Below are 17,856 nucleotides of genomic sequence, written 5' to 3'. Positions count from 1 at the left end.
TTCGTGTTAGCATCCCGGTAGTATTGGGTATGCGATGACGAGCCGGCTTGACCGGTTGGCACAATGGAATCGGACCAAGGCGTAGATGGACGCGGCAGCAAATCCTTCGACAGCGATCGACTCAGGACCCTTGAGCGACCGACTGGCGTCTTCCCCGCCGGGCCTCGTGTCTTACGAACCCGCGACCGGCGTCGAAGTGTGGCGCGGGCGGATCGGCGACGTCGAGGAAACCGTCAAGCGGGCGCGGCGCGCCTGGGGCGGATGGGCCGCGCAGCCGCTCTCTACCCGCATGGAGCTGGTCCGCCGCTTTGCCAACGAAGTGCGCAAGGATGCCGAGAAGCTCGCGACGACGATCGCCCGCGAAACCGGCAAGCCGATGTGGGAGGCCAACGCCGAAGTCGAGGCGGTGATCGCCAAGGTCGAAACCTCGATTCGCGCCTATGCCGAGCGCACCGCCCAGCGCAAACTCGATTCGGCGATCCAGGGAAGCCTCGCCGTGCGCCACAAGCCGCACGGCGTGATGGCCGTGATCAGCCCCTATAACATGCCCGCGCACTTGCCGAACGCTCACATCGTGCCGGCGCTGATCGCGGGCAACGCGGTGATCTTCAAACCCAGCGAACGCGCACCCGCGACGGGCGAACTGCTGGCGCGCTGCTTCAACCGCGCTGGGATTTCCTCTGCGGTTATGCAACTGCTGGTGGGCGGCCCAGATATCGGACAAGCGCTGGTCGCGCATGACGGCGTCGATGGTGTGCTGTTCACCGGCTCGGCCAACACCGGCATCGCGATCAACCGCAAGCTGGCGACCAGGCCCGACAAAGTCTGCGCGCTCGAAATGGGGGGCAACAATCCGCTGGTGGTCTGGGACACGCCCAAGATCACCGACGCGGCGGCGCTCATCGTCCAGTCGGCCTTCGCCTCGGCGGGGCAGCGTTGCACCGCCGCGCGCCGGCTGATCGTGAAGGATTCGATGTACGACGCGATCGTCGGCGAGACCAAGGCGCTCGCCGACCGCATCATCTTCGGCGCGCCGTTCGACGAGCCCGCACCCTTCATGGGCCCCGTGATCGACAATGCCGCCGCCGACGGGCTGGCCGAGAGCTTCGTTTATCTCATGAGCCACGGCGGCAAGGCGGTGAAGCACCTCGTTCGTCCCCACGATACCCTGCCCTTCGTCTCGCCCGCGATCATCGACACCACGGCGATGAAAGACCGTCCCGACGTCGAACTGTTCGGCCCGATCCTGCAGGTGATTCGCGTGAGCGATCTCGACGAGGCGATCGCCGAGGCGAACAATACGCGGTTCGGCCTGGTCTCCTCGCTGATCGGCGGGAGCCCACAGGAGTACAACCGCTTCTGGGCCAATGTGCGCGCCGGGATCGTCAACTGGAACCGACCGACGATCAGCCCCTCGCACGCCGCACCGATGGGCGGCATCGGCCTGTCGGGCAATCATCGTCCGACCGGCTACTACGCTGCGGATTACTGTGCCTATCCGGTCGCTTCAGGCGAAGTCGAGCAGCCCCGCGCGGTGATCGGTGTCGGACTGAAGTAAGCCGGCTCGGGCGAAGGCAAGCGGCGCGGGTAAACTTCCGACGCCGCGCATTTCCCCGTCATCCTGAACTCGTTTCAGGATCCATCGTGCCACACAGAACCAAAATGGCGCGCTGCGAAATGGATGCTGAAACAAGTTCAGCATGACGGAAAGAGATGGCGGCCAGGTCGGCGCGCTGGCGGACTTTGCAGTCGATGCCGACGTCCGCCGCCAGGGTTACCCGCCGCTGGCGATCAGATCGACTTCGGTCAGGCCGTTCTCGAGCTTGCGCGTGTAGAGAAGATAGTTCGAAGTGCCCTTCTTGCCGCCAAGCACGTGATCGGATCCGTCCATCCGGTATTCAGTGCCGTACCCGCCGTTCGCGGCGCGGGTGTAGTAGAAGTCGATCACATCACCGGGCGTGACCGGAGTGACGAAGTTCACCACTCTGAGCTTGCAGCCGTCGCTGTCGGTGCCGGCCGCTTCCTGCACGGCGCCGCGCGGGTAGACCGGGAAGGCCGACGGCAGCTTGGCCGCCCACGACGTCGAGTACTTGACCTTCTCGGCGCAATCGGTGCTGGAAGCCTTGGCTTCCTGCGCAACTTGCGCAGCGGTCGCGGCGCCTTCGACCAGCGACGAAGTTCCGCCGGAAGCCGGCTGCGGCGCCGATTTCATCGTTCCGCCAACCATCTTCTTGGCCTCGCCGATCGCGGCCTGGATGGCTTCGGGCGAGCGCTGCTCGGGCGGCAGTTCGACTTGTCCATCGTCGGCGCGCACGGCCCCGCCGTCTTGCCCGGCGAGATCGGGGTCGACCATGATCTGATCCCCCAGGGCACCGGTCAGCGCCGGATCCTGATCCGCCGCCTCCTCGCTCTTCTGGGAGTTCTGACAACCGGCCAGCAATAGTACCCCGGCCAGGCTCGCCACTACGAAACGGGCAGGTGACTTCATCGGCTTTTCCCCTAGCGATTGCGGCCGGCGAAGCGATGCACCGCGCCGGAATTGTTCTTAACCTGGCATTAGCCTTGTCCGGCAAAGGTTAACACAATCTTGAAAGAACTGGTTAATCCGATTCGTTGTCGGGAGCGTGCCAAATCGGGAAACCATCGCCGGAAAATCGTTAACGCCGTGCAGCGGACGAGCCAACAAAAGGAGGGCGCCCCCGCGCAGGATGCGGGGACGCCCTCCCGACCGTCCCGCTGGCGCGGTCGGGTCGTATCCCCCGCGTGTCGCCGTACACGCGGGGGACCTCGTGCTCCGGTTGCCCGGAGTATCCAATCCGATGATTAGCGGCAGCGCGATCCGCCGCGGTCGACCTGGCGGCCAAGCAGCGCGCCACCTACCGCACCCAGCACCGTGCCGAGCGTCCGGTCGCGCCCGCCGTCGATCGAACGGCCGAGCAAAGCACCGACGGCACCGCCGATGATCAGGCCCGTGGTTCCGTTCTTCTTGCGGCAGTAATAGCGGCCGTCCCGACCCCGCCAAACGCTGGTCGAACGGTAAACCGGTTCGTCGTACGAGCGGCGATTGCCGCGGCGGTAGTCGTCGCGATAGCCGCGACGATAATTGTCGCGATAATCCCCGCGATAGTCGCGATACTGGTTATAAGCGATCTCTGTTCCCGGCGCGGCGCGCACCGAGGAGGCATCGCCGTACTGGACGGCGGCCGACGCGGGCACTGCGGAAGCGAGGCTGACGGACGCGGCGGCAAGCGCGGATAATTTGAAGATCGTATTCATCGCCATTCTCCTTCGAGCGCGGTCGGGATAATTGATCCGCCTCCTTGAACACGTTCATGTTTAGAGGTTCTATTATGAACAGAGCGCAACTTGTCTGTCAGCATCGAATTTCATCGACGAAACGAGTGCCTGAGTACGACGAGCTGAGTGTTGTTCGCCGGAGGGCCCTCGCGTAAGGGGAGATCCGCAGATGTCTCCCGAACCGCCAGCCTCCGAAAACCGCGCCAGCGGGCTCCCCTATGCGCTCGCCGCCTATGGGATCTGGGGGCTCATCCCGCTCTATTTCCTGTTCGTCAGACAGGTTCCGGCGCTGGAGATGGTGGGATGGCGGATCATCTTTACCATTCCGGTGTGCGTGTTTCTGGTGATCACGCGCAAGCAGGCCGATCAGGTCCTCACCGCCTTGCGCAATCCGCGATTGATCGGCGCGCTCGCGGCCAGTTCGGTGCTGATCGGGGCCAACTGGTTGATCTACGTGATCGCGATTCAGACCGGGCACGTGCTCGCGGCGAGCCTGGGCTATTATATCAACCCGCTGGTCAACGTCTTGCTCGGCACGGTGCTCCTGAAGGAGCGCCTGACCCGCATTCAGTGGCTTGCGGTGGCGCTTGCCGCCATCGGCGTCGGCATCCTCGCCTGGGGCGCGAAGGAGATGCTGTGGATCAGCCTCGTCCTCGCGTTCAGCTTCTCGGGGTACGGTGTCATTCGCAAGCTGGTCCCGGTCGAATCGCTGCCGGGCCTGACGGTCGAATCGTCTATCCTGTTGCTGCCGGCCATCGGGGTCGTGGCTTGGTTCGCGGCGTCACCGGCAGGTTCGAGCCTGGGTCAGTCCCTGTTCCTCGATGGCATGCTCGCGGCAGCCGGCCTCGTCACCGCGATTCCGCTGCTGCTCTTCGCAGTGGCCGCGCGACGGATGAGCTATTCCGCGCTCGGCTTCGTGCAGTTCCTCGCGCCGTCGCTGGTCTTCGTGCTGGGCCTCACGGTCTTCGGAGAGCCGCTGCGCCCGGTTCAGCTGGTGTGCTTCGGCTTCATCTGGAGCGCGATCGCCTTGTTCAGCCTCGATCTGCTGCTGCGGTCGGGGCTTTTGTCCGGCAAGCGCGCCGCCCGAACCTGACCGATTGCAAGGCTAGAGCGCGGAAGCGAACCGCAGCGGCTCACCTTGCGCCGCATTGGCCAGCTGGTTTTCCCACATCACGACATGGCCGCGCACGATCGTTCCGAGAACGCGGCCTTCCAGCTCCATCCCGGTGAACGGCGACCAGCCACAGCGGCTTTCGACCCAATCCTCAGTAATGGTAAAACGGCCCTTGCGATCGATCACGGTGAAATCCGCGTCGTAGCCTACGGCGATGCGGCCCTTGCCCACCAGCCCGAACACGCGCTGAACACCGGCCGAGGTCATGTCGATCAGCCGTTCCAGGGTCATGCGCCCCTTGGCGACGTGATCGAGCATCAGCGGCAGCAATGTCTGCACCCCCGGCATGCCGCTGGGGCTTTCGGGATAGGGCTTGGCCTTTTCCTCGCGGGTGTGCGGCGCATGATCGGACCCGACCACGTCGGGCACGCCCTGATTGAGCCAGTACCACAAGCCCTCGCGATGCGCGGCCGAGCGCACCGGCGGGTTCATCTGCGCGTATGTGCCGATCGCGGGATACGCCTCCTCGGCAGCCAGCGTGAGGTGCTGCGGCGTCACTTCGCAAGTGGCGATGTCACGATGCTGCGCGATCAGTTCGAGCTCGGCCGGGGTCGTGATATGCAAAATGTGGATCGGCCGCTTGGCCTCGCGCGCCAGGCGCAGGATGCGCTGGGTCGCCTTCATCGCGCTCTCGTCGTCGCGCCAGACGGGATGCGAGGAGGGATCGCCCGCCACGCGCTGGTTCTTGCGCTCGTTCATCCGCGCCTCGTCCTCGGCATGGATCGCCACGCGCCGGCTGCCGGATGCGAGCACGCGCGCGAGTTCCTTGTCCTCGGCCACCAGCAGACTGCCGGTCGAGGCCCCCATGAAGATCTTTACCCCCGCCGTGCCGGGAATCCGCTCCAGTTCGGCCAGCTCCTCGGCATTTTCGGCCGTCGCGCCGACGTAGAACGCATGGTCGCAATACATCCGGTGCAGGCCGCGCGAGAGCTTGTCGGCGATGCGCATGGTCGAATCGGTGTTGGGATTGGTGTTGGGCATCTCGAACACCGCGGTCACGCCGCCCATCACCGCCGCGCGGCTGCCGGTTTCGAGGTCTTCCTTATGCTCGAGCCCCGGCTCGCGGAAGTGGACCTGGCTGTCGATCACGCCTGGCAACACGTCGAGCCCGGTGCAATCGATCCGCCGGCCCGCGTCGGGAAAGCTGCCGATGCCGAGGATCTTGCCCGCCCGCACCGCGACATCGACCGTCGCCGGTCCCGATGGCGTGTGGACCGTTCCTCCGGCGAGAACGAGATCGGGACTGGTCATGCGACGGTTTCCTCTGCGTGGTTCGATTCTGCCATGCATCCATCGCAGACCCGCCGCGGCGAGGCCACCCCGCCCCGGCCACTGCATCCGCACGGACTTTCGTTTCGCCGCATGGCCCATTGAGGAATGCCGCGCGCGACCCTAAGTTGCTTGTCGAAAGGAACGTCCCATGCGTGTCGTCATCTATGACGAGGAAAGTCTCGAGCCGATCACTGTCGTCAACCTGCCCGGTCTCAGCGACCGCGCGCTGGAAGAGCGGCAGCACTGGCAAGTCGCCGTCACCCGCAAGGTGCCGCGCCGCGACATCGAGAGCGACGAGCGGGTCTACACCGATCAAGTGAAGATGGTCGATCTGACGTTCGACAAGGTCAGCCGCGTCACGCTGACGTTCGGGGAGCAGTTCGTCTGGCTATGCCTCACGCGCGCGACCGAACTCGCGATGCTGCTCGAACCCGATTGGCTGCCGGGGCAGCGCCCCGCGATCGATACCTTGCGCGAACGCAACGAGCAGCTCGCGACCCTCATGGCAGACACGCTGACCTCGCGCCCCGTAGACTGATTCCGGCGCCGCCACGCGCGCGCCGCATTCTTCGTGTTATCTGGCCCGGCTGTAATCGTGGAAGCCGCCGATGCCAGACGTGCCGCCTGCCATGGATGTCCCCGCATCGGTTGCGAGCGACTTCGAGTCGCCTGCCGGGGAAGTCGATAGCGTCCCCTTCTCGATCCTCCGGCCTCGCTGCGACCTTGGAGCCGAAACCGCCGGAGACGAGATCGTCGTCTGTGCGCAAGATGAGGAACAGTTCCGTCTGCGGCCGCTGCCAGAGCTTGCCGAACCGACGCCCGGATCCGTCGCCATCGGCGATGGGACCGAGGTCGGCGGCCGCGTCGAAGGTGCCGCGATAGGCCCCGGCGTGATCAGCAATCGCATCATGGTCGATCTACGTTTCAAGTTCTGACGCTTTGCCTGCACCCGAAAACCCGGCCCGCCCCTCTGGAGGGACGGACCGGGTCGGGGGGGATTCTGCTTGGCCTGATGGCTCAGGCGAAATTGCCGGCCTTGGCGATTTCGCTCACCGGCTTGCGATCGCTGGGAGCTTCACGCTCACGCAGGCCCTCAGGCAATTGGTCGGCGGGCGCCATCTTGCCGATCGCCACTGCGGCTTCGAGCCGATGGTCGTCCGGAATGCCGAGCGCCTTTTCCGCTTCGCCGAACTTCACGCCGGTCATGCCGTGGGTGTGATACCCCATCGCGCTCGCCTGCAGCGCCAGCATCGCCCAGGCCGCGCCCGCGTCGAACGAATGGCTGTGGTTTTCCGAATTGCCCTTCTCGTTGCGCATCAGCGTGTCCGAAACGATGAACACCAGCGCCGAGGCATCCTTTGCCCACGATTGGTTGAATTCGACCAGCTGGGCCAGGAAGCGATCCCAGTTCTCGTCGCCGCGCCGGGCGTAGAGGAAAGTCCAGGGCTGGACGTTGTATGCGCTGGGCGCCCATCCGGCGGCCTCGAACAGGACCTCGAGATCTTCGACCGGCATTTCGCTTTGATCGAAAGAGCGCGGGCTCCAGCGATGCACGATCAGGTCTTCGACTTTGGGGTGGGCTTTACGATGGGTCGTCATAAGGGATCTCCTTGCGGGTGTCTGGGAAGTCAGGCTGCGTCGACCAGGACGAGTTCGGCGTCCTCGAGCGCGGTGATGGTGATGGTGTCGAGGCCGGTGATCGCGACGCCGTCCCGCGCTTCCGCCTCGACATCGCCGATGCGGATCCGGCCCGTCGCCGGCACCAGATAGGCGTGGCGTCCGGACTGCGTTTGATACGTGATGGTCTCTCCCGCCCGCATCGTCGCTCCGAGAACCCGCGCATCGGCGCGGATCGGCAGAGCATCGTCACCGTCATGGCCCGATGCGAGCGTGACGAATTGTCCGTCGCGCCCTTCCTTCGGAAACGGACGCGTGCCCCAGCCCGGCTCGCCGCCGCGGCTGTCGGGCATGATCCAGATCTGGAAGAGCGTGGTCTCTTCCTCCTCGGCGTTGAATTCGCTGTGCTGAATGCCGGTGCCCGCGCTCATCACCTGGACGTCGCCGGCCTCCGTGCGGCCTTCGTTGCCCAGGCTGTCGCGATGCGAGATCGCGCCGGTGCGCACATACGTGATAATTTCCATGTCGCGATGCGGGTGGGCCGGGAAGCCCGACTTCGCCGCGATCGTATCGTCGTTCCATACCCGCAAACGCCCCCAGTTGGTGCGCGCGGGATCGTGATATCCGCCAAACGAGAAGTGGTGATGCGCATCGAGCCAGCCATGGTTGGCGGCGCCAAGCGTCGCGAAAGGTCGCAGTTCGATCATGTCGTGTCTCCTGAGAGGAACACCGCGGGGTGTTCCTGTTGGCCTCGATTTAGGGCTTGCCACCCATTCGGATAACCCCGATAAAATTGCGCCAAATGTTCGAGAAACCTGAATGGCCGATCTGAGCCCCACCAGCCTCGATCACTTGAAGATCTTCCTCGCCGTGGTCGAGGAAGGCAGCTTCAATCGCGCGGCGCGCAAGCTCGGGCGGGCGCTATCCGTCGTCAGCTACGCGATCGCACAGCTCGAAACGCAGCTCGACGTCGTCTTGTTCGAACGATCCGGATCGCGCCGGCCCGTGTTGACCGACACCGGCCGCGCCCTGATTTCGGAAGCGCGCGAAGTCACCAACGGCGTCGACGGCCTGCTCGCCAAAGTCCGCAGCCTGCGCCAGGGTCTCGAAGCCGAACTGGCGATCGCGGTCGACGTGATGATGCCGGGCGACGCGCTCGCCCGCTTGCTGCGCGACTTTCAGGATATGTACCCGCACGTCGCACTGCGCCTCCATGTCGAGGCACTCGGAGCCGTCGCGGCCCTGGTGCTCGAAGGCCGGGCGACGTTCGGCATTGCCGGCCCCGACATCGCCGATTTGCCGGAGCTCGAGCGCGAAGGGGTCGGCATGGTGCATCTCGTCCCTGTGGCCGCACCTTCGCATCCGCTGGCGACGATGACGCGAATCGCACCCGGCGAAGCACGGCGACACTTGCAGCTCGTCCTGACCGACCGGTCGGCCCTCACCTCGGGCCGCGACTTCTCGGTCCTCTCGCCCCGCACCTGGCGGCTCGCGGACCTCGGAGCCAAGCACATGCTGCTGCGCGAGGGGCTAGGCTGGGGCTCGATGCCGGTGCACGTCGTCCGCGACGATCTTGCGGCAGGCAGGCTGGTCGAACTCGCTCTGCCCGAACGGCAACTCGGCGAGTACACGCTCAATGCGCTGTGGCGGCGCGACGCTCCCCCCGGCCCCGCCGCGCTCTGGGTGCTCGAAGCCGTGCGCGAGCGTCTGGCGCAGTGCCCCCCCGATCCCCCGCGTCCTTGAAAAGCCGGAAGGGAAGACGCACTTCGATTACGATGAACGGCACCAGATTATTCGAACGCGCGGTAATCCGCGTCTCCGCGCACGAGGGTAGCGGCGAAGACGTCGCCGACTTCCTGCAAGGCCTCGTGACCTCAGACGTGAAGGGCCAGCTCCCGGCCTGGACCGGACTGCTGAGCGCACAGGGGAAGGCGCTATTCGATTTCATCGTCTGGCCTTCGGGCGATGACCTGCTGCTCGATTGCGAAGCTGACGCCGCCGACTCGCTGGCGAAACGCCTTTCGCTCTACCGCCTGCGTCGCAAGCTCGACATTGCGCGCGACGACAGCGTCGCAGTGCACTGGCGTCCGCATATGGGTGATGGCGCGGCGTCCGATCCCCGCCTCGCTTCTCTCGGCGAACGCTGGATCGCCCCCGCCACGCCCGAAGACGAGAGCGCCGACGCCGCCTGGCTCGCGCATCGGCTCGAACTCGGCGTGACCGAGGGGCGCGCCGAGCTGGGCGAGGAAGCGACGCTCTGGCTCGAGTGCAATGCCGTGGAGCTGAACGGCGTCAGCTTCAGCAAGGGCTGCTATGTCGGTCAGGAAAATACCGCGCGGATGAACTGGCGACAGAAGGTCAACCGCCGCTTGATCGTGGTTCCTCTGGACAGATCCGACGAATCGCGGCGGCGCACCGCCTACCCCGACCTCGGCCTCGCGGTCGATCACTTGCGAATCGACGCGATACCCTCCGATCTGGTGCCGGAGTGGATCAACCTGCGCCTCGAAAACGCACCGGACTGACCGCTCGCGCCAAAGGCGCTCAGGCCAATGCCCGCTTCAGGCCAATGCCATGCCCTGCGGCATAGTCTCGAGGTTGGCGACCAAAACGCGCGCGGGAGCCTCGGCGGGCCGGCCATCCCGATAGCAACTGCGAAGCGCGCCTGTCTCTCTGAACCCGATGTCCTTCAGCACGGTGGCCGATGCCGCGCTTTCGGCGGACTGAAAGGCGACGATCCGCTTATGACCCAGCGCGCGGGCCTGGCGAAGCACTGCCTGGACGGCCTCGCCCGCATAGCCGTGGCCGCGGTAGGGTCGCGCAATCCAGTAACCGAGTTCGACGTCGTCCCCGTTGCGGCACAAACCGATCGTGCCGACAAGACGGGAACCGGCGTCACTGCGTAGATAGATCGAAAGCGGCGGAAGCAGTGTATCGCGCGCCTGCGAAAGACGGCTCTCCGCGACGTTCGCCTTGTTGAACATCGGAATGGCCGCGACCTTGCGCGCCTCTGCGTCGTCGCTGAACACATCCAGCAGCTCTTTCGCGTCCTCGGGCCAGCATGGCCGAAGAAATAGCCTCTCCGTGCGAATGAACATGTCCTTCTCCGACTATTTTTTTGGCGGGATTCTTAAGTCCACGACAGATGTATGCCATGACCAAGATCGAATTGCACGAATATTGCGCCGGTATGGGGCAATTACAGGACATTCCGGTGTGCCCCCGTTATGGACGGGACTTCGCCGCGCTCTTACGCGGCGAGCGGCCCGATCGACTGCGGATCGCCAGCCTTGTTCGGAGCAAATCCAGTCCGGTCGAGGACGATGCGGGCGACGCGCTTGTCCTGCATGATCGATGCCCGGATTCGGTGATGACCCAGCATGCGAGCAACGCCGGCGAGCGCACTGATGACTTCGGTCTCATAGCCAAGATTGCGCCAGGCCGGCCCAACCCAGATCCGCAGTTCGGCCTCGTCATCCACGCGCACTAGCGCTGCGATGCCGACGATTCCCCGCCCCGGAAGCGTGATGAGAAATCCGACACTGCGCCGGTCATCGGGATCCACGCTGTCGAAAACGACTGCCATCGGGTCCAACTGGCGATCCCTGCCGGTCAGGTTTTCGAGCGCCGGAGCGTCCTCGGGCCAGCGGGGCCGCAGGAACAGCCGTTCGCTGCGAATGAACATCGGTCTTCCTCCATCCGTCCGCCCCGAGCCAGCCTTAGACGGGGGCGATGACATTGCGGTTACGCCCTGGCCGGCGGGACACGATGTCCCGAAGCCGGCGCGAGCATGAGGAAGACATGAAAAAAGGGAGCGGGGCTGGCCCCTCTCCCTCTATGCTGGCCGGATCGACAGATCGTCCGGCAGGGCCATCCCTTTGCAGGATGGCCCGTCATCGACCATCCGGTTATTCGGCGGCTTGCGCCATCTCGTCTACCGAAACGTATTTGCGGCCAAGCTTGCCTTCGTGGAAGCGGACGCGGCCTTCGGCAGTCGCGAACAGCGTGTGGTCCTTGCCCATGCCGACATTGACGCCGGGATAGACCTTGGTGCCACGCTGGCGAATGATGATGTTGCCGCCGATGACCTGTTCGCCACCGAACTTCTTCACGCCGAGGCGGCGGCCTGCCGAATCGCGACCGTTGCGCGACGAGCCGCCTGCTTTCTTATGTGCCATCTCGTACTACTCCGAATTCTTATTCAGCGTCGGCCGCGGGGGCCTCTTCGGCAGCGGCCTGCTTCTTGGGCGCAGCCTTCTTCTCGTCACCGACCGAGACGATGCGCAGCAGCGTCATCTGCTGGCGGTGACCGGCCTTGCGGCGATAGTTGTGGCGACGGCGCTTCTTGAAGACCGTGACCTTCTCGCTCTTGGCCTGCGCGATGATCTCCGCCGAAACGGTGACCTTCGACACGTCCGCGACTTCGCCGTCGGAACCGGCGAGGAGGACGTCGCCCAGCGTGATCGTCTCGCCGGCGTCACCCGCCAGCTTTTCGACCGCGATCTTGTCTCCGGCGGCAACCCGATACTGCTTGCCGCCCGTGCGCACTACTGCGAACATGGTGCCCTTACCTAATCTCAAATGCCCGGTTCACAAACCTGTGCACGGGCCGATGCAACTTTGCCCCGGCCGCTTTCAGTTTGCACTCAAACCAGTTGCGGGCGACGCGACGGGCCCAACGCGAAAGTCGCGAGGGCCGCGAAAGAGTGGTGCCGTTAGTCCAAGCCCCCGATGCTGTCAACCGAGAACGGGCGATCCGCGCCTCTCGCGCGACCGCCAAATCGACGTGCCGTTCTCCGACGTCTACCCGCCGATGGCCGACTCGCCAATGACCCACTCGCCAATGACGGGCGCCGTGCTATGGATCGCGCCATGAAAGCTGCCCCGCGCCCTCTTGCGATCGCCTTGTTGCTTTTCACCCTCGCGGGTTGCGCCAGTTCGGGCGACTACCCCTCGCTCGCGCTGCGCGATGCGGAGCGTGTCGCCGGGTCGGCTTCCGCCGCACCGGCCGAGGCGGAAGCGCCGATCGTGCTGCCGCCGCCCGGCGCGGATACGCTCACGCGCATCGACGGATTGCTCGGCGCGGCGCGCGAAGCCCACGCCCGCTTCCAACGCAAGCAGGAGGCCACGCGCCGCACCGTCGGTTCGGCCCGCGGAGCATCGATTGCCAGCGACAACTGGGTCGCCGCGCAAGTCGCGCTGGCCGATCTGCAGTCCGCTCGCAGCGGGGTTGTGACCGCGCTTGCCGAACTGGACGGGATGTACGTCGACGCGCGTGTCGCGGAGGCTGCGACGGTTTCGCCGACGGCGCAGGCGATCGGATCGGCGCGCGATACGGTCGAATCGTGGGTGGCTCAGGAAAACGCGGCGATCGCTTCCCTGGCAGGCACGCTGCGCAGCTGATTCGGGCGCGGAGGCTGCCAGCGAGCGGCCCCTGGCCTATTGCCAGCGTCGGATATCCTCGAAATCCTCGTGCCGCGGTTCGATCCAGCGCCAGCGGCCGCCGACTTTCTCGCGCTTCCAGAACCAGCTTTCGGATTTGAGGTGGTCCATCGCGAAGTCGACTGCCGCGAAGGCATCGCGGCGATGGCGGGATGCGCCGGCGACCAGCACGATCGGCTCGCCCGGTTGCATCGTGCCGCTGCGATGAATGACGAGCAGCCCCTCGAGATCCCAGCGGCCAAGCACGGTCGCGGCGAGCTTTTCCATCTCAGGCAAGGTCAGCGGACCGTAGTGCCGCAGTTCGAGCGCCTCGACGCCGCCGGCCTGGCTATCTTCGCGAACCTGCCCGGTGAAGCTGACGACTCCACCCGCAGCCGGATGTGCGGCAGTGAATTGCGCGATCTCGCGCGCCGGATCGAATGCCGTCGTCACGAGGCGGACATCGACGCTGTTCGTCACGCCGCTCATACCGCACCGCCGCTCACCGGCGGCAGGAATGCAAGTTCGTCACCGTCGCGCAGCACGGGTGCATCGAGATCGCGCACCAGCACGCCATTGACCGCAAGCTTGACCCGATCGGCCCGCAGCGCGGCGACGAGTTCGGGCTCGAGGCCGGCAAAGACCTCTTCGATCGTCGCGACCAGCGGCACCTTGCGTTCCGCCTCGCCCGCGGCATCCTCGAGCCGCCCCAGAAAAACCAGCTTGAGCGCCATTTCAGCCCCCGGTCATGGACATGTGTCGCGCCAACGCCGGGCTCTGGCCGCGTTCGTCGATGGCGAAGTGATGGCGTTCGGGCTTGATCCGCATCGCGGTATCGAGCGCTTCGGAAAGCCGCCTCTCGGGTTCGTCGGACCGCAGCGCCGCGCGCAGATCGACGCGTTCCTCGCCGCCGAGGCAGGCATAGAGCTGGCCGGTTGCCGTCACGCGGATCCGATTGCAGCCGGCGCAGAAATTGTTGGTCAGCGGCGTGATCAGGCCCAGCCTGCCGCCGGTCTCGGCGACATCGAAATACCGGGCGGGGCCGCCCGACCGATGGTCGCTCGGCACGAGCGTCCAGTCGCGCTCGAGCGTGTCCTGCACGGCGATGAGCGGCAGGTAGTGATCGATCCGATCGCCTTCGACTTCGCCCAATGGCATCACTTCGATCAAGGTGAGATCGAAGCCTTCGCCATGCGCCCAGGCGATCAGGCCCGACAGCTGATCTTCGTTGATGCCCTTGAGCGCCACGGTGTTGATCTTCACCTTGAGCCCCGCGGCCTTAGCCGCCGCCAGCCCTTCGAGCACTTGCGGCAGCGAGTCGCGGCGCGACAGCGTCTCGAACATGCCGCGATCGAGCGTGTCGAGCGACACGTTGATACGCCGCATGCCGGCTGCATAGAGATCGTCCGCGAAATCGGCGAGACGGGTGCCGTTGGTGGTCATCGTCAGCTCTTCGAGCCCATCGCCCAGCTTGCGACCCAGCGCGTGCACCAATTCCAGCATATCGCGCCGGACCAGCGGTTCGCCGCCCGTCAGCCGAAGCTTGGTGATCCCGCGATCGATGAAGCCAAGCGCCATCTGGTGAAGTTCTTCCAGACTCAGCACTTCGCGGCGCGGTAGGAACGTCATCCGCTCGGGCATGCAATAGGTGCAGCGCAAGTCGCAACGATCGGTGACCGACAGCCGTAAGTACGTGATGCGACGCTGAAACTGGTCGACGAGAGGTGTGGGCTTGTTCATTGAAGAGTACATATCACCTCGCCCGCTCCGGTTCCATCGAGCGGCAGGTATTGACCCGTAACTCCGGGTGCCGCCGCGAGATAGCGCAAGGCGGCTTCGATCGGCTCGCAGTCGTCGCACGCGAGCGCGTTGACCCGCAGCGGGGCGAATCGGCGCGCCAGCCCTTGCACTGCGGCCAGGCGCCATTCCCGGTGCGTGTGATCGGCGGCGGGAAAGATCAGCACCAGCGAATCGGCACCGCCATCGGCCAGCGCGATCGCCCGGGGCAACCAGTCGGCGTGGAACATGGCGGCGGCATCCAGCGGTTCGGGCGGCAGGCCGTCGATCCGCAAGACCGCCATCAGCGGCGCTCGCGCGTCAGCGTAATGCCGATCTTCTCGCCGTTCTCGCTGATCGCGAGCTTGATGATCTTGACCGTGATCGCTTCGATCCGCGAATCCTGAAGGAACAGGGTCTCGCAGATGTGATCGGCGACGGCCTCGATCAGCTTGAAGTGAACCCCCGGCGGCAGCGCTTCTGACGCCGCGAACTTCAGGTCCATGTAGTTCTTGCTGGCGGAAAGCGGCGTATCGGGCGCGTAGCTTTCGATCGGCCGCATGCGCGCGGCCATCGAGATTCGCAGCGGCTGCGGCTTGCCGGTTTCCTCCGAATAGATCCCGGTGAGGACATCGACGTCGAAATCGGCGACTTCGAGAAGCAGACTGTCAGGCAAGGGCGCTCACAAATAGCTGAGAATATTCCGCGGCCTTGGCATTTCGACGTGAGCAAGTCCAGTGGGCGGGGCGGCGTCGCCCAAACGCCCCATCGCCTTGCCGACGAGCCCGCTCCGCCCGCCCCTTCATCAGGGCCAATGTCGCCTCAGTCGGCCCGCCAGCGGGCGAAGATCGCGGTGGGCAGCAGGCGCGCGCCCTCGCCTTCCTCGCGAACGGCCAGTTCGCCGTGCTCGACCGTGCCGGGAAGGTCGGCGAAATGCTCGGCCAGCAGTCCGCCGATCGCCAGCGAGGACATGCGCACCGCGTAGACCGTGAGGAACAGGAAGCGGCTCTCGGCATCGAGCAGGCGACGGCAATCGGCGACGAGCGCGGGAAGATTGTCTTCCAGGCGCCAGGTTTCGCCGCCCGGCCCGCGCCCGAACTTGGGCGGATCGAGGATGATGCCGTCGTAGCGGCGCTCACGGCGCACTTCGCGCGCGGCGAACTTGGCGGCATCGTCGACCAGCCAGCGCACCGGTCGCTCGCTCAAGCCGGATAGCGCCGCGTTCTCGCGCGCCTGCGCCACCGACTTCTTGGAGGCATCGACGTGGGCCACCGGTCCGCTGCCAGAAAGCGCCAGGGTGCCGACGCCGGTGTAGCCGAACAAGTTGAGCGTCGTAGCATCCTCGATGCCACCGAGCATCGAGCGCATCCAGGTCCACACCGGGGCCATGTCGGGAAAAAAGCCGAGGTGCCGGAACGGGGTGCACTGCGCGGTGAACGAGACTTCGTTCCAGGCCAGTGGCCAGCCTTCGCGCGGGACGGGCTTGTCGAACTGCCACCTGCCGCCGCCATCCTCGTCCGAGCCGGGCACGAATTCGCCGTGCGCGTCCCAATCCGGCAAACGCGGCGCCCACATCGCTTGCGGTTCGGGCCGAATGAAGCGGTAGGCCCCATAGCGCTCGAGCTTGCGACCATGCCCCGAATCGAGCAGGCCGTAATCGTCCCAGGCCTCGCCCGCCAGGACGACAGGATTGGGCGCCAGTTCAGCCAGAGCGCGGCACCGCATGGCTCGCGATGTAGTCCGCGATCGCGGCGTAATCGCCCGGAAGCTCGGTGCAGCGCTCTTCCCGCTCGAACAGATCGCCGACGCGAGTCGGCAAGCCGGGACGCTGGCCGGTCGCGCGCTCTACCGCATCGCGGAACTTGGCTGGATGCGCCGTCGCGAGCGTGACGATCGGGACGCCCGCGCCGCAGTCGATCGTCTTGGCCGCGTGAATGGCGCAAGCGGTGTGCGGATCGAGCAGTTCGCCGCAGTGCTCCCAGCCCCAGCGGATCGCTTGCGCCATATCATCGGCATCGGCGCGCGAACTGGCGAAAAGCCGGGCCGCGCCTTCCCGCTGCGAATTGCTGAGCTGCATCGCCTTGGTGCCCTCGAACCCGCCCATCTGCGCCGCCATCGCCGCACCGTCGCGCCCGCCGAGGTCGAACAGCAGTCGCTCGAAGTTCGAGGAGACCTGGATGTCCATCGAAGGCGCGGCGGTGGGCGTGACGATGCCTTGCGAATAGTCGCCGCTCGACAGCGCGCGGTGCAGGATATCGTTGACGTTGGTCGCCACCACCAGCTTGGCCACCGGCAGCCCCATTTGCGCCGCGACGTAGCCGGCAAAGACATCGCCGAAATTGCCCGTCGGTACCGAGAAGGCGACCTGGCGATGCGGCGCGCCGAGCTGCACCGCGGCGGCGAAGTAGTAGACCACTTGCGCCATCAGCCGCGCCCAGTTGATCGAGTTGACCGCGCCGATGGCGAAGCGATCGGCCATCGCGCGGTCGTTGAACATCCGCTTCACCATCGCCTGCGCATCGTCGAAGCTGCCTTCGATGGCGATGTTGTGCACGTTGGGCGCGAGCACCGTGGTCATCTGCCGGCGCTGCACGTCGGAAACGCGACCGCGCGGATGCAGCATGAAGATGTTGACCTTGTCGAGCCCCGCCACCGCATCGATCGCCGCCGACCCGGTATCGCCCGAAGTCGCGCCGACGACGGTGAGGTTCTGTCCGCGCCGTTCGAGAAATTCCTCGAACAGGAGGCCAAGCAGCTGCAGCGCGACGTCCTTGAACGCGAGCGTCGGCCCGTGGAACAGCTCGAGCAGCCACTGGGTTTCGTCGAGCTGCTTGAGCGGGGTCACCGCCGCATGGGCAAAGCGCCCGTAAGCTTGCGTGGTCAGCTCGCGCAGGCGTTCGGGCGAGAGGCTGTCGCCCACGAACGGCTGCATGACCCGCGCCGCGATTTCCGCATAAGGCAGGCCCGCCATGGCCGCGATCTCGCTTTCGGCGAAGCGAGGCCATTCGCTCGGCACGTACAGCCCGCCGTCGCTGGCGAGCCCCGCCAGCGTCGCGCCTTCGAAATCGAGCGCTTTCGCGCCACCCCTGGTGCTGAGATAGTCCATCGTGCGGGTGCGGTTAGCGATCCCGCCCGCGCCACGCAATCGCTAGCTTGCAGCGACGCACGGAAGACGACCGGAGCAATCGGACCGTAACGGAGCTGGATTCTCCCCGTAGTGACCGGGATACGCCCTGTGTTTTGCCGGTCACCGGGCAGGTTAAACATTCGTTTTGGAGGTATCGCGCGATGGGCGAGCG

At 65.6% G+C, this 17,856-nt stretch carries 22 protein-coding genes and 1 pseudogene; 7 read left to right on the top strand and 16 right to left on the bottom strand.

Features of this window, described 5'->3' with window-relative positions:
• Window positions 1–85 precede the first annotated feature (85 nt).
• A complete protein-coding gene (locus GQO94_RS14945; protein WP_156842237.1) occupies window positions 86–1,558 on the top strand; it encodes a succinylglutamate-semialdehyde dehydrogenase in 1,473 nt (490 codons plus the stop codon).
• A gap of 216 nt (window positions 1,559–1,774) precedes the next feature.
• Here the strand turns inward: GQO94_RS14945 and GQO94_RS14940 are convergent, their stop codons facing one another.
• Together GQO94_RS14940 and GQO94_RS14935 are read right to left on the bottom strand one after the other, a co-directional pair.
• On the bottom strand, window positions 1,775–2,488 hold the full coding sequence (locus GQO94_RS14940; protein WP_156842236.1) for a hypothetical protein: 714 nt from the start codon (window positions 2,486–2,488) through the stop codon (window positions 1,775–1,777).
• A gap of 335 nt (window positions 2,489–2,823) precedes the next feature.
• Complete coding sequence (locus GQO94_RS14935) at window positions 2,824–3,276, bottom strand: glycine zipper 2TM domain-containing protein (protein WP_156842235.1); 453 nt, start codon at window positions 3,274–3,276, stop codon at window positions 2,824–2,826.
• A gap of 190 nt (window positions 3,277–3,466) precedes the next feature.
• Here GQO94_RS14935 and rarD point away from each other — a divergent pair, with 190 nt between their 5' ends.
• Window positions 3,467–4,390: an EamA family transporter RarD gene (gene rarD, locus GQO94_RS14930; RefSeq protein WP_156842234.1), complete on the top strand. Its 924-nt coding sequence runs from the start codon at window positions 3,467–3,469 to the stop codon at window positions 4,388–4,390.
• Between the two features lie 12 nt (window positions 4,391–4,402).
• Here the strand turns inward: rarD and GQO94_RS14925 are convergent, their stop codons facing one another.
• Window positions 4,403–5,722, bottom strand: coding sequence for a dihydroorotase (locus tag GQO94_RS14925; RefSeq protein WP_156842233.1), 1,320 nt, complete (start codon window positions 5,720–5,722; stop codon window positions 4,403–4,405).
• A 169-nt stretch (window positions 5,723–5,891) separates the two neighbouring features.
• Between GQO94_RS14925 and GQO94_RS14920 the strand changes: the two genes are divergently transcribed.
• Both GQO94_RS14920 and GQO94_RS14915 read left to right on the top strand, forming a co-directional pair.
• The gene (locus GQO94_RS14920) at window positions 5,892–6,281 is read left to right on the top strand and encodes a hypothetical protein (protein ID WP_156842232.1); all 390 of its coding nucleotides are present in this window, start codon (window positions 5,892–5,894) and stop codon (window positions 6,279–6,281) included.
• 70 nt (window positions 6,282–6,351) lie between these two features.
• Window positions 6,352–6,678, top strand: coding sequence for a hypothetical protein (locus GQO94_RS14915; protein ID WP_156842231.1), 327 nt, complete (start codon window positions 6,352–6,354; stop codon window positions 6,676–6,678).
• A gap of 82 nt (window positions 6,679–6,760) precedes the next feature.
• On the opposite strand, the gene GQO94_RS14910 is transcribed toward GQO94_RS14915, so the two are convergent.
• Window positions 6,761–7,342: a nitroreductase family protein gene (locus tag GQO94_RS14910; protein WP_156842230.1), complete on the bottom strand. Its 582-nt coding sequence runs from the start codon at window positions 7,340–7,342 to the stop codon at window positions 6,761–6,763.
• 29 nt (window positions 7,343–7,371) lie between these two features.
• Entirely contained in the window at window positions 7,372–8,067 is a 696-nt protein-coding gene (locus GQO94_RS14905) for a pirin family protein (protein ID WP_156842229.1), read from the bottom strand.
• A gap of 112 nt (window positions 8,068–8,179) precedes the next feature.
• On the opposite strand from GQO94_RS14905, the gene GQO94_RS14900 reads away from it, so the two are divergent.
• Complete coding sequence (locus tag GQO94_RS14900; protein WP_156842228.1) at window positions 8,180–9,103, top strand: LysR family transcriptional regulator; 924 nt, start codon at window positions 8,180–8,182, stop codon at window positions 9,101–9,103.
• 32 nt (window positions 9,104–9,135) lie between these two features.
• Window positions 9,136–9,885, top strand: coding sequence for a CAF17-like 4Fe-4S cluster assembly/insertion protein YgfZ (gene ygfZ, locus GQO94_RS14895; protein WP_156842227.1), 750 nt, complete (start codon window positions 9,136–9,138; stop codon window positions 9,883–9,885).
• A 36-nt stretch (window positions 9,886–9,921) separates the two neighbouring features.
• Here ygfZ and GQO94_RS14890 read toward each other — a convergent pair whose 3' ends face one another.
• The 4 genes and pseudogenes from GQO94_RS14890 to rplU all read right to left on the bottom strand — a co-directional run.
• A complete protein-coding gene (locus GQO94_RS14890) occupies window positions 9,922–10,458 on the bottom strand; it encodes a GNAT family N-acetyltransferase (protein ID WP_156842226.1) in 537 nt (178 codons plus the stop codon).
• A gap of 152 nt (window positions 10,459–10,610) precedes the next feature.
• The gene (locus GQO94_RS14885; protein WP_198045981.1) at window positions 10,611–11,045 is read right to left on the bottom strand and encodes a GNAT family N-acetyltransferase; all 435 of its coding nucleotides are present in this window, start codon (window positions 11,043–11,045) and stop codon (window positions 10,611–10,613) included.
• A 223-nt stretch (window positions 11,046–11,268) separates the two neighbouring features.
• The gene (gene rpmA / locus GQO94_RS14880; protein ID WP_156842224.1) at window positions 11,269–11,538 is read right to left on the bottom strand and encodes a 50S ribosomal protein L27; all 270 of its coding nucleotides are present in this window, start codon (window positions 11,536–11,538) and stop codon (window positions 11,269–11,271) included.
• Window positions 11,539–11,566: 28 nt separating this feature from the next.
• Window positions 11,567–11,920, bottom strand: a pseudogene (gene rplU / locus GQO94_RS14875) (50S ribosomal protein L21); the annotation flags it as partial.
• A 312-nt stretch (window positions 11,921–12,232) separates the two neighbouring features.
• On the opposite strand from rplU, the gene GQO94_RS14870 reads away from it, so the two are divergent.
• Window positions 12,233–12,763: a hypothetical protein gene (locus GQO94_RS14870; RefSeq protein WP_156842222.1), complete on the top strand. Its 531-nt coding sequence runs from the start codon at window positions 12,233–12,235 to the stop codon at window positions 12,761–12,763.
• Between the two features lie 36 nt (window positions 12,764–12,799).
• Here the strand turns inward: GQO94_RS14870 and GQO94_RS14865 are convergent, their stop codons facing one another.
• The 7 genes from GQO94_RS14865 to thrC all read right to left on the bottom strand — a co-directional run bounded on the left by GQO94_RS14865 (window position 12,800) and on the right by thrC (window position 17,663).
• Window positions 12,800–13,270: a molybdenum cofactor biosynthesis protein MoaE gene (locus tag GQO94_RS14865; RefSeq protein WP_156842221.1), complete on the bottom strand. Its 471-nt coding sequence runs from the start codon at window positions 13,268–13,270 to the stop codon at window positions 12,800–12,802.
• Window positions 13,267–13,515 carry a MoaD/ThiS family protein gene (locus GQO94_RS14860; protein ID WP_156842220.1) on the bottom strand — a complete coding sequence of 83 codons (249 nt, stop codon included), beginning with the start codon at window positions 13,513–13,515 and terminating at the stop codon, window positions 13,267–13,269. The genes GQO94_RS14865 and GQO94_RS14860 overlap by 4 nt, the downstream gene beginning before the upstream one ends.
• 1 nt (window position 13,516) lies before the next feature.
• Window positions 13,517–14,521, bottom strand: a complete 1,005-nt coding sequence (moaA, locus tag GQO94_RS14855) for a GTP 3',8-cyclase MoaA (RefSeq protein WP_156842219.1) — start codon at window positions 14,519–14,521, stop codon at window positions 13,517–13,519.
• Window positions 14,518–14,862 carry a Rossmann fold domain-containing protein gene (locus GQO94_RS14850; protein WP_156842218.1) on the bottom strand — a complete coding sequence of 115 codons (345 nt, stop codon included), beginning with the start codon at window positions 14,860–14,862 and terminating at the stop codon, window positions 14,518–14,520. Before GQO94_RS14850 ends, moaA begins: the two co-directional genes overlap by 4 nt.
• Window positions 14,862–15,233: a dihydroneopterin aldolase gene (locus GQO94_RS14845; protein WP_156842217.1), complete on the bottom strand. Its 372-nt coding sequence runs from the start codon at window positions 15,231–15,233 to the stop codon at window positions 14,862–14,864. The genes GQO94_RS14850 and GQO94_RS14845 overlap by 1 nt, the downstream gene beginning before the upstream one ends.
• 146 nt (window positions 15,234–15,379) lie before the next feature.
• Complete coding sequence (locus tag GQO94_RS14840; protein ID WP_408636635.1) at window positions 15,380–16,282, bottom strand: class I SAM-dependent methyltransferase; 903 nt, start codon at window positions 16,280–16,282, stop codon at window positions 15,380–15,382.
• Window positions 16,260–17,663 carry a threonine synthase gene (thrC, locus tag GQO94_RS14835; protein ID WP_156842216.1) on the bottom strand — a complete coding sequence of 468 codons (1,404 nt, stop codon included), beginning with the start codon at window positions 17,661–17,663 and terminating at the stop codon, window positions 16,260–16,262. Before thrC ends, GQO94_RS14840 begins: the two co-directional genes overlap by 23 nt.
• Between the last annotated feature and the right edge of the window lie 193 nt (window positions 17,664–17,856).

This window comes from Novosphingobium aquimarinum (assembly GCF_009746585.1).
In the GTDB taxonomy this organism is placed as follows: domain Bacteria; phylum Pseudomonadota; class Alphaproteobacteria; order Sphingomonadales; family Sphingomonadaceae; genus Novosphingobium; species Novosphingobium aquimarinum.
Note: the sequence above shows the minus strand (reverse complement) of the source record. Positions and strands in the feature narration are given on the sequence as shown.